General features: G+C 29.0%; 8 protein-coding genes. All 8 read left to right on the forward strand.

From position 1 onward, the window contains the following. Window positions 1–88: 88 nt before the first annotated feature. The 8 genes from ABDZ60_RS04275 to groES all read left to right on the forward strand — a co-directional run bounded on the left by ABDZ60_RS04275 (window position 89) and on the right by groES (window position 13,893). Window positions 89–5,371: a discoidin domain-containing protein gene (locus ABDZ60_RS04275; RefSeq protein WP_343776309.1), complete on the forward strand. Its 5,283-nt coding sequence runs from the start codon at window positions 89–91 to the stop codon at window positions 5,369–5,371. 257 nt (window positions 5,372–5,628) lie between these two features. Then, the gene (locus ABDZ60_RS04280) at window positions 5,629–6,357 is read left to right on the forward strand and encodes a GntR family transcriptional regulator (protein ID WP_047000086.1); all 729 of its coding nucleotides are present in this window, start codon (window positions 5,629–5,631) and stop codon (window positions 6,355–6,357) included. 63 nt (window positions 6,358–6,420) lie between these two features. Further along, on the forward strand, window positions 6,421–7,584 hold the full coding sequence (locus ABDZ60_RS04285) for an SIS domain-containing protein (protein ID WP_343776312.1): 1,164 nt from the start codon (window positions 6,421–6,423) through the stop codon (window positions 7,582–7,584). A gap of 94 nt (window positions 7,585–7,678) precedes the next feature. After that, on the forward strand, window positions 7,679–8,536 hold the full coding sequence (locus tag ABDZ60_RS04290) for a tagatose bisphosphate family class II aldolase (protein ID WP_343776314.1): 858 nt from the start codon (window positions 7,679–7,681) through the stop codon (window positions 8,534–8,536). Between the two features lie 191 nt (window positions 8,537–8,727). Beyond that, window positions 8,728–10,059, forward strand: coding sequence for a class II D-tagatose-bisphosphate aldolase non-catalytic subunit (locus tag ABDZ60_RS04295; protein WP_343776316.1), 1,332 nt, complete (start codon window positions 8,728–8,730; stop codon window positions 10,057–10,059). A 388-nt stretch (window positions 10,060–10,447) separates the two neighbouring features. After that, on the forward strand, window positions 10,448–11,941 hold the full coding sequence (locus ABDZ60_RS04300) for a 4Fe-4S dicluster domain-containing protein (protein WP_016205726.1): 1,494 nt from the start codon (window positions 10,448–10,450) through the stop codon (window positions 11,939–11,941). 154 nt (window positions 11,942–12,095) lie between these two features. Continuing rightward, complete coding sequence (locus ABDZ60_RS04305; RefSeq protein WP_343776320.1) at window positions 12,096–13,373, forward strand: O-antigen ligase family protein; 1,278 nt, start codon at window positions 12,096–12,098, stop codon at window positions 13,371–13,373. A gap of 235 nt (window positions 13,374–13,608) precedes the next feature. After that, a complete protein-coding gene (gene groES, locus ABDZ60_RS04310; RefSeq protein WP_016205724.1) occupies window positions 13,609–13,893 on the forward strand; it encodes a co-chaperone GroES in 285 nt (94 codons plus the stop codon). Window positions 13,894–13,901: the final 8 nt, after the last annotated feature.

Below are 13,901 nucleotides of genomic sequence, written 5' to 3' on the forward strand. Positions count from 1 at the left end.
CTTAATGAAGCTTACTAGATAATTTTATATTAAAGTAAACTATTTTGGAGATAAGTTTAGCTATTAAAGTTATTAAATAAGGAAGAGGATGAGAGAATTGAAAAAAAGCTTAAAAATGAAATTATCCCTAGTTTTAAGTTGTGCTATTACTTTGTCTAACATTTCCTTTATAGCACAAGCTGAAGATTTTGTAGAAGGAAATGTTATAGCTAGTGTAAGTAATGACAAAATTTCCATTGGTAACGACTACATTAAAAGAGAATTTTCAATTGTTGATGGTAAAGTATTAACAAGCTTAATAGAAAATAATAGAGCAAATACAAAAATAATACCTCAATTTGGGTCAGAAGATTTTATAATTAATACTATACAACAACAAGAACAAGAACCAGAAAGTCCAAAACCGATTATACCAACAGAGGTATTAAATCGCACTAACTGGAAGGCAACTTTAACTGTAAATAATGGTACAGCATATCCAGAATCAAGTGTATCCATGCTATTTGATGGAAATAAAGGAAGTTATGTTGATAATTATCAAATTTCCGGATATCCAACTTCATTAAAGATTGATTTAGGTGAAGAAAGTATTATATCATCTTTTTCATATTTAAAACGACCAGGATATCAAGACTCCGCATATGGACTAAATGGAACTATGGGACAATATAGACTTTATGTAAGTAATGATGGAGCTAATTGGAAAGAAGCTGGTAGTGGGGAATTTACAAGAAATAATTACAACTTGCATCAAGAAGGAGCATTGTATAACGTAGGTGATATTGTTTATGGTAATTTTGATAAAGCATATACAACAAGATATATTAGAATAGATCAATTATCCGATGCTTTAGGAAATACTCAAGAATTTACAGCAGCAGAATTTAATTTATTTTCAGATAAGTATGAAGTAGTAGAAGTTCCAATTATAGATAATAAAATTAAATCAAGTAACTTAATAATTGATGATGAAAATACAAGGGTAGAAGAGATAGAAAATGGGAAAAAGTTAACTATATCTTATGAACCATATAATTTTAAAAATATTGAATATAAAATCGATATGGTTACTGTTCTTGAAAGCGATGATCATTATATGAGATCATTTCTTGAAATAAAAACCAATAATAACAGTTCTCAAATAGACTATATAGATTTAGATCATTTTGTATTGGATAATGAAATTAAAAATACTATTTGGTCTCACCCAGATTTAAAAGATGTATCATCAATGTGGATTGGCAAAAATGAATTAATGCTAGGACAACCAATATATGCAAATGGAATGTTCTTTGGTTCAGAATTTCCAGCCGCAGATACAGATATGGTTAATAATGAAATGCAGATAAGATATTATAGTGGTAAAACATTTGATAGACTATCTAAAGATAACCAATTAACAACAGATGGTAAATTTATATCATGGCAAAATGTTGTAGGTGCTGCTAAGGGAATAGATACAGATGTTGTTCAAACTGATTTTTATGAGTATATATCAGAAATTGCAACTCCAACTGACTTTAGAAAGCAATATAATTCTTGGTATGATAATATGCTTGGAATAACAGATGAAAGCATTGCGAAATCATTTTATGGTAGTGAAAAGGGATTAACAGAAAATGGAGTTGAACCTGTTGATTCTTATGTTGTAGATGATGGATGGAATAATTATAGAGACTCAGAATTTAATACTAATGTTTCAGAAGCAGATGCAGGAGAAGGTGTGAATCGTACAGGATTCTGGGAGTTTAATAGTAAGTTTCCAAATGAGTTATATACATCTGCTGAATTAGCTCAAAAATTCCAATCAAAATTTGGGGTTTGGGTAGGACCACAAGGTGGTTATAATTACTTTAGTGGATTTGCAAAGTACCTAGAAAAAATGGGAACTGGGTATATGCAAAAAGACTATTGGACAAATGTATGTGTAGGTTCAGATAAATATGTAAAAAATTTGACAAGTATGTTTATTGATTATCAAGCAAGATTTGATGTTGATTATTGGAAGATAGATGGATTTGCAGTAAGACCTTGTACAAATCCTGATCATGATCATATGACTGGTGGTACAAATAATGCATATTATACAACTGATTTATGGGAAAAATGGACTGATGCATGGGATGCAATGCGTGCAAGTCGTGCAGCAGAAGGTAAGGAATTATTTATTAATGCAACATGTTATGTAAATTTAAGTCCTTGGCTTTTACAATGGGTAAATACTGTATGGGTACAAGACTCTGGAGACACAGGACAAGCTGGTACTGGTGAAAGACATCAACAAAAAATCACATATAGGGATAATGTTTACTATAACTTATTCAAAGTAAATCAACTTCAATTCCCATTAAAGAATATATACAATCATGATCCTATATATGGTGTATCTGACGGAAGTTCATCAACTACAGAAGATTTCAGAGATTTTTTATTTGCTAATGCAGTTCGTGGAACAGCATTTTGGGAATTATATTATTCACCATCAATTATGGATGCAGAAAAATGGCAAGTAAATGCAGATGCATTAGACTTTGCAGAAACCAATGCTCATATTTTAGAAAAGGCTAAACTATTTGGTAATCGTGCAACTCAAGGGGTATATGGATACTCATCATGGGATGGAGATGAAGGTATTATATCCTTTAGAAATCCAACAGGAGAAGTAAAAGAATTTACATTACAATTAATTGATGTTGTTGGAGTATCTAAATCAGTTAAGGACCTTAAGGCAAATCAAGTGCTACCATATGTTGCTGGTGAAGCTGGAACAGTATCTTATGGCGATAGTGTTACAGTTGAATTAAAGCCATACGAAACTAGAATTATTCAATATGGAAAAAATGATAATGAAGGAGCTCAAATTGTATCTTCTAAAGTAACTGGTAATAATGAAATTACGATTAAGTATAATGAACGTGTATCAAATATTAAAGATGCTTATAGTGTTGAAGGGAATATAGTTACAGAAACTAATTTATTAGATGACTATAGAACTGTTGTAATTAAAACTGAAACTACATTGGTAAACAATGCAGTGTTAAATGTTAATGGGGAAAAGGATTCTGTAGGCAATGTATCAACAATGACATTAACAATCCCAGTATATAATGATTCAAAAATTGTTTCTATAGAATCTAATGAAGATTTAGCAGATGGAGAAAATATAACTAAAAAATATAATGGTAATTTAGATTCATTCTTCTTTGATATGGATAAAAGTTATAAAGTAAATATTAATAAAACATTTGAAGGAATAACTGATTTTGGAATTAGTATGTCAGTGAACACAATATCAAGTGGAGTTAATTTGTTTAAGCAAGGTGAAGATATCAATTTATCCATTGATGAAGAAGGATATTTAAATTTTAAAGTAAAAGATTTAAATGTTAGTTCAAAGGAAGAAGTAACTACTGTTATTGAAAAGGCTCATGGAACCTTTGGTACAGACGAATATGTTCCTACTTCAATAAAAACTACTTTAGCAGGTAAAATTAATGATGGAAGATTACATCAAATTACTGCAGTACGTGAAGTTAATGGAATGATTAAACTTTATGTTGATGGAGAATTGGCAAGCTCTGTATATGATAAATCAAAGGTTAATCAATCAATTAACAGTGGGGAGTTAGAAGTTGCTGATGATAACTTCCGAGGAATTTTAGGAGGAATAGAATTTAGAAATAGTTCTATTTACTATGATGAGGTAAAGGAACGTTATGATAAATATAATGAGGTACCTGTAATTGAGTATGATAGAAATGATTGGATAGCAAGTGCATGTTCAGAAATGTTAGATTCAACTGGAGATGGTCCTGCATCATCAGCAATTGATGGAAATGAAAACAGCTGGTGGCATACAAACTATATAGGTACAGACCAACATTCAGAAAATCATTGGATTTCAATAGATTTTAGTAAAGAAATTTCATTTGATAGTATAGATGTATTGTCACGTGGTAAATCATCAAATGGAACTATTAAACAATATAAATTAGAAGCTAAAGTAAACGGTGTATGGGAAGTTGTTAAAGAAGGCGAATTTACAGATGGTAAAACTGATAAAATAGAATTAGAAAATAGTATTAAAGCTAGTGTAATTCGTTTAACTTCAATTTCTACATTCAACGGGCAAAACTTTGCAGCTATAAAGGAAATATATGTTTCTCAAAAAGATAGATTAGCAACACAAGAAGAAATAAATGAAGTTATCTCTTTAGTACAAGAAATAGATGAAAATAATTATACAAAAGCAACTGTAAATAACTATAAAAAAGTTGCATCAAAAATTACTTCTTTAGATGTTGCTAATATACAAGTTTTAAATATGTTAAAAGCTCAATTAGAATTAGCATATTCATCATTGTTAGAATCTAAGGACTTAAATGATTTAATAACAATATCAGAAATGCTAGATAAAGAATATTATACTGAAGAATCATGGGTAAAATTTAATGATGCATTAAATAATGCAAAAGTTGTAATAAATAATATAGAATCTACAGAAGAAAATGTAAATAATGCAAAAATTGAATTAGAAAATGCAATTAATAATCTTGTAATTAAAGAGGATGATACTGAAAAAGTTGATAAAACAGGCTTAGGAAAAGTTGTAGAATATGCTGAGGATGCAAAATTAAATGGAGCGCTTGAAGAGGTTGTTCCAGCAGTAATTAATGAATTTGAAGCAGCACTAAAAGAAGCTAAAGATGTTTTAGCTGATGATAATGCCACAGAAGCTCAAGTAGATGAAGCTACAAAAAGATTGGTTAATGTAATTCATATGTTAGAGTTCAAAAAGGGAGATAAGGCAGAACTTAAAAAGCTTGTTCAAATAATTAATGCTTTAGATCAAAGCAAATACACACCTGCAACTTGGACTTCATTACAAGCTACATTTGAAGAAGCTAACAATGTAATAGCAAATGAAAATGCAATGGAAGAAGAAGTAAATGAAGCATATGAAAAATTAGTTAAAGCTTACCTTGATTTAAGACTAATAGCTGATAAAGCTAAACTTCAAGAGTTAATAAATAAATCTGAAAATATAGATATATCTAAATATACTAAAGAAAGTGTTAATAAATTTAATCTAAGCTTAGCTAATGGTAAATCTGTTTTAGCTAAAGAAGAAGTTACTCAAGAAGAAGTAGATAAAGCAGTGAAAGAATTAACTTTAGCTTTAGCTGGTTTAGAAGTAAAACAAGAGAATAGCGGTAATAATAACAATGATGATAATAATGACACAAGTGGTGAAAAAGGTAGTAATAATAACTTACCAAGTACTGGTGGAAGTTCACCTATGGCTTTAGGATTATTTGCAACGTTGATGTCAATTGCTGGAGTAGTAACTATAAAAAGAAAAAATAAATAATTAAAAATTTTATAGAAATAGTAGGTAGATTTAGTTGTAAACATATCTATCTACTATTTCTACAAATCTACATATATTTAAATATAAGAATAAGAGTGTTGACATAGGTAAGAGTATAATTTACAATGAAATCTGAATAAAGGTCATAATCTTATTTGAATTTAAATAATAAAATATGCATTTTAATGCTTCTTTTATTTAAGAATTATGATATAATTTAAATATAAATATGGTAATATAAAAAATGGGGGGATTTAATGACTACTGTAGATAAAACCTCTAGAACGCCATTATACCTACAACTTATGAATATTCTAATAGATATAATAGAAAATACTTTAGAAGAAAATGAACAAATACTTTCAGAAAGAGAAATCTGTGAAATTTATGATGTAAGTAGGACAACTGTTAGACAGGCGATGGATGAGCTTGAAAAAGAGGGATATATATACAAGGTACATGGAAAAGGTACTTTTGTATCACCAAGAAGAATGAATCAAGATTTAATTTCTTTTTATTCATTTACAGAAGAAATGAAAAAGCTCGGCAAAAAACCTAAATCAGAAGTTACTGGTTTTGAAATTATTCAAGCCGGTGATAAGATAAGTTCTATATTTAGAATAAGTAGTGAAGATTTACTTTATAAAATATCCAGAATACGAATGGCAGATGGAATTCATATGTTATATGAAACAACATATCTTCCTTTTAATAGATTTAAAGGTATTACAAGAGAGAAATTAGAAGAAAAGCCAATGTATGATGTATTAATAAAAGAATTTAATGCAAGGTTAACATCAGCAGAGGAGTTCTTTCAACCTATATTAACTAATAAATTGGAAAGTATCTATTTGGATATTAAAGAAGGATCACCAAGTTTGAAAATCGAAAGATTGACCTATGAAAATGAATCTGTGATAGAGTACACTGTTAGTGTAGCTAGAGGAGATAAATTTAAATATAGAGTAAAATTAAATAATAATTAAAATAAAAAAATTTTTTTAGGATTACTGGTAATGATGACATTAACAGATGCAGGAGGTATTAAAATGATTTTTGGAATGAATAAAGAAAAAATGGAAGGCTTAGGGGCAGTTCATACTGTCTCAGAAATAAGACAGCAACCTATGCTATGGCAAGAAACCTACAATATAGTAAAAGAAAATGAAGAGAAAATAAAGAACTTTTTAAACAGAGGTTTAAAGGAAAATACCAGAATAATTTTGACTGGAGCAGGGACTTCAGACTATGTTGGAGATACAATTTATACGTATTTAGCAAAGAAATTAAATTTAAGAGTGGAAGCTATTGCTTCAACTGACTTAGTATCAAATCCAGAAGAGTTCATAGAAGAAAATGTACCAACAATTTTAGTTTCTTACGCAAGATCTGGAAATAGTCCAGAAAGCGTTGGAGCATTTAATTTATTTAAAGATAATGTAAAAGATATATCACAACTGGTAATTACATGTAATTCCGAAGGAGAACTTGCTAAAAAGGCTTCCATAAGTGATAGAGATCTTTGCGTATTAATGCCAGAAGCTTCAAATGATAAAAGTTTTGCTATGACAAGTTCTTTTAGTTGCATGTTATTAGCATCATTATTAATATTTGATATTAATAATTTAGAGGAAAATAAGAAATATGTTGATATAGTTATTAATCAAGGAAATTCAATTTTAGATACTAAATGGGAAGATATAAAAGAATTAACAGAATTAAATTCATCAAGAGTAGTTTATCTAGGATCAGGCGCACTAAAAGGATTATGCCAAGAAATGGCTTTGAAAAATTTAGAACTTACAAGTGGGAAAGTAGTAAGTGTCTGTGAATCTGTATTAGGATTCAGACATGGTCCAAAATCAATAATTAATGATGAAACTTTAGTTATATTTATGAATTCTACCAATAAATACACTAATCTTTATGATATGGATCTTATAAAAGAAATAAATGGTGATTCAGGGAATCATAAATTGGCGGTAATAAGTTATGAAAAAAATGAAGAGTTAAAGGATGTCTGTGATAAATATATAGGAATAGACGGACAAACAATTCCAGAAGTATATACAGTATTTAATTATATGTTATTTGGACAAATTTTTGGATTATTTAATTCAATTAGATTAGGAATTTCACCAGACAATCCAAGACCAGATGGAACAGTTAATAGAGTTGTTAAGGGAGTAGTTATTCATAAATACAATAAATAAGTTTATATAAAAGCTTTAGTTAAAGTTAACAAAAGAAAAATAATTTTTATATATTGTAAAAATCAAAAAATTTCACTAAGAGGAGTTGAAGTAAATGATGAAAATATTATCAACAAGAGAAATGTTAAAAAAGGCTCAAAGAGAAGGGTATGCTGTACCAGCATTTAATATTCATAACCTAGAAACATTACAAGTAGTGGTAGAAACAGCAGCAGAATTACAATCACCAGTAATTTTAGCAGGAACACCATCAACAATAGATTACGCAGGTGGAGAATACATTGTGGCAATGGCTCAAGTTGCAGCCAAAAAACACAATATTCCAATAGCTATACACTTAGATCACTTTGAAGATGTAGAAGAAATAAAGCATTATGTAAATATGGGCTTTAACTCAACTATGATAGATGCATCACACTCATCATATGAAGATAATATAAAAACTGTTAAAGAAGTAGTAGAATATGCACATAAGTATGATGCAACAGTAGAAGCGGAGCTTGGAAGATTAGGCGGCCAAGAAGATGATTTAGTAGTAGATGAAAAAGATGCAATGTACACTAATCCACAACAAGCAAAGGAATTTGTTGAAAAAACAGGAATAGATTCATTAGCAATAGCAATAGGAACAGCTCATGGATTATATAAAGGCGAAGCAAAGCTTGATTTTGATAGATTAAAGGAAATAAGAGATATGGTAGATGTTCCACTAGTATTACATGGAGCATCAGATGTACCAGATGAGTTAGTTAAAAAAGCAATTTCTCTTGGAATATGCAAGGTTAATGTAGCAACAGATTTAAAAATACCATTCTCTGATGCAGTAAAGAAATTCTTTAATGAACATCCAGATGCTAATGATCCTAGAAAGTATATGACACCTGGAAAAGAAGCTATGAAAAAGATAGTTGAGCATAAGATAATGGTTTGCGGAAGTAATGGTAAGGCTTAATTAAATAAGTCGTTTATTAGTAATTATACAGTAAGTGTATAATTAGTTGTTAATTGGTATATATAAATTGCAGTAAAATTGAGAGAAAATAATATTAAAGCACCTGCTAAAATATTATTTTCTTTCATATATAAATGAAGTTTTAGGGATATAAATAATCCTTAAATATATAAATAATAAGGGGTGAAGAAATGATACATCCAATGAAGGATATCGTTAATAGATATAAAAATGGTGAAAATGTAGGAATATTTTCTGTATGTTGCTCTAATAATTATGTAATAGAAGCAAGTATGGAAAAGCTTTTAAATAAAAATATACCGCTTTTAGTAGAAGCAACAGCAAATCAAGTTGACCAATTTGGTGGATACACTGGAATGAAACCAAAAGATTATGTAGAGTATATTTATAAAATAGCAGAAAGAATAGGATTTCCAAAAGAAAGAATAATTTTAGGAGGAGATCATTTAGGACCATTAACCTGGAAAAATATAGATCCAAGTGAAGCTATGGAAAATGCTAAAAGTTTAATAAGAGAATATGTTTTAGCAGGATTCACCAAAATTCATATAGATACAAGTATGCCACTAAAAGGAGATATTGAAAGTGGTAAATTTGGAGATGCATTAATAGCTGATAGAGCATCAGTGCTATGTAAAATTGCAGAAGAAGCATACTTAGAGCTAAAAGAAGAAAACAAAAATGCTCTTCATCCAGTTTATATTATAGGTAGTGAAGTTCCGATACCAGGAGGAGCACAAGTTGAAGAAGAAGAAGAAGGCCCAAAGGTTACTAGCGTAGAAGGTTTTAAGACTACAGTAGAAACATTCAAATCTGCATTTGAAAGCTATGGGGTAGGAGATGCTTGGGAATATGTAATAGGTGTTGTAGTACAACCAGGTGTTGAGTTTAGCAGTGATGAAGTGTGGAATTATAACAGAGAAGAAGCTAAAGAATTAATAAATGGATTAAAAGATTATCCACAATTAATATTTGAAGCACATTCAACTGATTATCAAACACCTAAAGCTCTAAAACAAATGGTTGAAGATGGGTTTATAATATTAAAAGTTGGACCAGCCTTAACATTTGGCTTTAGAGAAGGTATATTTGCATTAAATCTTATTGAAAATGAAATATTAAAATACGATTCAAATGCAGAATTATCTAATTTTATGGAAATATTAGATTTTAGTATGGTAAAGAATCCAAAAGATTGGGTACATCACTATTCAGGTACAGGAGAAAAAGTAAAAATAGAAAGAAAATATAGCTTATCTGATAGAGCGAGATATTATATGCCTAAAGATGAAGTTAACTTTGCTTTAGAAAAGCTTATGAGTAATTTAGAAGGAATGGAAATTCCGATAACAGTTATAAGTCAATTTATGCATGAACAATATAAAAAGGTTAGAGAAGGATTATTAAAGCCAAATGCTAAGGAATTATTAAAAGATAGAATTGGTGAATATTTAGATGACTATATATATGCCGTTGAAGCTAATTGTGAAACAACCTTATAGAGAACAGTTCACAAGGTATAATTCACAGTTTCTGATTATAATAAGTAATGGGAACAGGAAAAAGGTAGCAAGGAACATAGAATAAAAAGCTAAATATAAAAAAATGAAAGTCTATCTACTTTAGACGAGCTTCAGTAGATAGGCTTTCATACTAATTAAATTATAAATATGTTCACTTTACTAAATATTCAATACTTACAATTCAAACTCCAGAATTTAATTGATATAAGATAAATTTTATTAAAAAACGAATTAAGATCTTCTTTATATATATTGTTACAATTTTTATTTTCAGAATATTTAGAATAAAACAACTTGGGATAAATTAACTGATATAATAATATAGGGGATAAATAGGTTAAATTTATTTATATAGGAGGATTTTGGTATGTTCCAATTTGAAACTCAATTAAAAAAGCTCAAGCATGAGGTATTGACAGAAGTTGCTAAACTAGCTAAGGATGGAAATCTAACAACAGAATCAATTGAAAAAATTCCTTATGAAATTATTAAGGGGGATACAGCTATGTATAGATGCTGTGTCTATAAAGAAAGAGCCATTGTTTTAGAAAGAGCTAAGCTAGCAGCAGGGTATTTAGCTAATGGAGATAATATAGATGATGAATTTGTTGATATCAAAGAAGATGATCAAATAATATATGTCATTGAAGCAGCTTGTGATAGATGCCCTATAAATAAATATAGTGTTACAGATTCATGTAGAAATTGTTTGGCACATAAATGTCATGAGGCTTGTAACTTTGGAGCAATAACTTATGTTGCAGGAAGAGCATATATAAACCAAGAACTTTGCAGAGAATGTGGAATGTGTAAAAAAGCATGCCCTTACGATGCTATTGCTGAAGTTATGAGACCATGTAAAAGAGTATGTCCAACTGGTGCATTAGATATAAATATAGAAGATAGAAGAGCTATGATAAAAGAAGAAACATGTGTTAACTGTGGAAGTTGTATGAATGCATGTCCTTTTGGAGCTATTTCTGATAAAAGTCTAATTGTTCCTATAGCAAAAAGACTTGGAAGAAAGAGAAAAATGTATGCAGTAGTAGCACCAGCAATAACAGGACAATTTGGAGCAAAAGTTTCATATGGACAAATCAAAAATGCAATAAAGAAATTAGGCTTTGTAGATATGGTAGAAGCAGCTTGTGGTGCTGATGCAGTAACTGTACATGAAAGTGGAGAATTTTTAGAAAGATTAGAAGAAGGTCAAAATTACATGACCAATTCTTGTTGTCCAGGATTCTTAAGTTATATTGAAAAGATGTTCCCATCAGAAGTAAAAAATATATCAGGAACAGTATCTCCAATGATAGCAACAGCGAGATTTATAAAACACAATGATCCAGAAGCGAAAGTTGTCTTTATTGGACCATGTACTGCTAAAAAGAGTGAAGCAGTTAGAGAGTCAGTAAAAGATGCAGTAGATTATGTTATAACATTTGAAGAACTACTTGCTTTATTTAGCGCTTTTGATATAGATATTGATTCTTGTGAAAATGAAGTTGTGGATGATGCATCAATATATGGAAGAGGTTTTGGATCACATGGAGGATTAACAGCCGCTATAGAAAATTACGTTAGAAGCCAAGGAATAGAAGTCAATTTCAATCCAGTAAAAGTATCTGGAGGGATAGAAATAAAGAAGATGATGACTATGGCTAAGATTGGAAGACTACCAGGTAACTTCATAGAAGGAATGATGTGTGATGGAGGTTGTATAAATGGAGCAGGTACTTTAGTAACTCCATTTAAATCTAAGACTGTATTTAATAAGATAAATTCACAAGCTACTAAGAAAGCTGTTATAGATAATGAAAAAATTAGTGAATATAAAAATATAAATTTAGAAAGACAGTAGAGCTTTGCGAAGCAAAATTTCTAGTACATAGTTAACAAGGCACAGTTCACAGTTATGGGAATAATTCAGCAATTGTGAACTGTGAATTGTGCACTGTGAACTAAATAAATTGCTTCGCAATTTTTTTATACTAATCTATTGGTAGGGGTAAATTGTGCAAAATATATATGAAAAAATAAAAGGAATTTTCACAAAAGAAATTGATACAGAAAGGTTAGTAAACATAATATTATATTCTGTAATAATTATTATGCCTTTTATAGTTGTAAATGTATCATCACCAAGATATGTAGTAGGAAAATTAATCTTTCTTTATATTGTAGGAATAATTTCTCTGTTATCGTTAATAAAACTAAAGGTAACAGAATTTAGTATTGAGCATAAGATAGCATTAGTGTTTCTCCTAACAATGTTAATTCCAAGTATATTATCAAAGGAAAAGTATGTAGCTTTTATGGGAAATATCACTAGAGGTGAGGGATTTATAATTTACTGTATTTATATAATATTATTTATACTAGCTTCTAAATACTTAATATTAAACAAAAAAATATTAGACATAATACTAATATCTGCTTGCATTATGGCCTCATATGGAGTAATACAGTTTTATAATATTGATCCTGTACAATACTGGATGCTTGGATATATATCAGTTGGAGATTCTATTGGGTTAATAGGAAATAGAAACTTTTTTTCTTCTTACCTATGTATTTTTCTATTTATAAGCATGGCTATTTATATATTTAATGGAGGAAGAAAATATTTAATATATTCAGTAATAATATTTTCAGCTTTAATTTGTACATTAACACGTAGTGGATGGCTTGCTTTTATAATATATTCAATCATAGGATTTATTTTAATCTTCAAAGATATAAAAAAGATAAAAAGAGCAGGTAATATTTTTATATTGTTCTGTGGAATATTTCTATTAATAAATATATCTTCAGGTGGAAAAATTTTTAGTAGAGCAAATAATACTATATCAGTAGATGAAAAAGGAAATACAAAAATTCAAGATAGCGGAAGAATAGAGATATTAAAAATTTCATGGAAAGCATTTATAGATAGTCCTTTTATAGGGTGGGGGCCTGATACTTTAAGTTATAGATTAGATTCTGATTATCATAAAAGCTATCAAGGATATTTAGAAAATAATGGATCATATATTGATAAATCACACAACGAATATTTAGAATATGCAGTCAGTAATGGTATTTTTAATTTAATAACATATTTAACATTAATAGGAGTAATATTATATAAGTTAATAAAAAAAATTAATAACAATTTATATAAAGTATTATTTTTAACTTTAACAGGGTATTTAGTACAAGCTTTCTTTAATATAAGCGTAATAATGGTGGCACCTATTTTTTGGATATTTCTAGGGGTGTGTATAAATAAAAATATTTACAACTTAAGGTAATAAGATTTATAAATAGAATTATATTTAAAATGAAGAAAATAAACAAAAGTATGAGGAAAATGGAAATATTTAATGTAAAAGAGTAATAATTATTATATATAGGGTAATAATATATGAGGTAACATTTGAAAAATATAAAGTAAAATATTATCATAAAGTTGTTAGCACTTATTGGTGGTGAGTGCTAATATAAAAGGGTAATTAAATTATAGATATAATATAGGAGGGATTTTTTATGAATATTAAACCACTAGCAGATAGAGTAGTTATAAAAAAATTAGAAGCAGAAGAAACAACTAAAAGTGGTATAGTTCTAACTGGAACAGCAAAAGAAAGACCACAAGAAGCAAAAGTTGTAGCAGTTGGACCAGGAGCCATGGTAGATGGAAACAGAGTAGAGATGGAAGTAAAAGTTGGAGATAAAGTACTTTATTCAAAATATGCAGGTACAGAAGTTAAAGTTAAAGGTGAAGAATACACTATTTTAAAACAAGATGATATTTTAGCAATAGTTGAATAAGGGAGGAA

It is taken from the genome of Clostridium sartagoforme, assembly GCF_039521405.1.
Taxonomy (GTDB): Bacteria; Bacillota; Clostridia; order Clostridiales; family Clostridiaceae; genus Clostridium; species Clostridium sartagoforme.

Coding starts and splice junctions, on each gene's coding strand:
- ABDZ60_RS04300 (WP_016205726.1), top strand. CDS start 10,448: ATGTTCCAATTTGAAACTCAATTAAAAAAGCTCAAGCATGAGGTATTG.
- ABDZ60_RS04295 (WP_343776316.1), top strand. CDS start 8,728: ATGATACATCCAATGAAGGATATCGTTAATAGATATAAAAATGGTGAA.
- ABDZ60_RS04275 (WP_343776309.1), top strand. CDS start 89: ATGAGAGAATTGAAAAAAAGCTTAAAAATGAAATTATCCCTAGTTTTA.
- ABDZ60_RS04285 (WP_343776312.1), top strand. CDS start 6,421: ATGATTTTTGGAATGAATAAAGAAAAAATGGAAGGCTTAGGGGCAGTT.
- groES (WP_016205724.1), top strand. CDS start 13,609: ATGAATATTAAACCACTAGCAGATAGAGTAGTTATAAAAAAATTAGAA.
- ABDZ60_RS04290 (WP_343776314.1), top strand. CDS start 7,679: ATGATGAAAATATTATCAACAAGAGAAATGTTAAAAAAGGCTCAAAGA.
- ABDZ60_RS04280 (WP_047000086.1), top strand. CDS start 5,629: ATGACTACTGTAGATAAAACCTCTAGAACGCCATTATACCTACAACTT.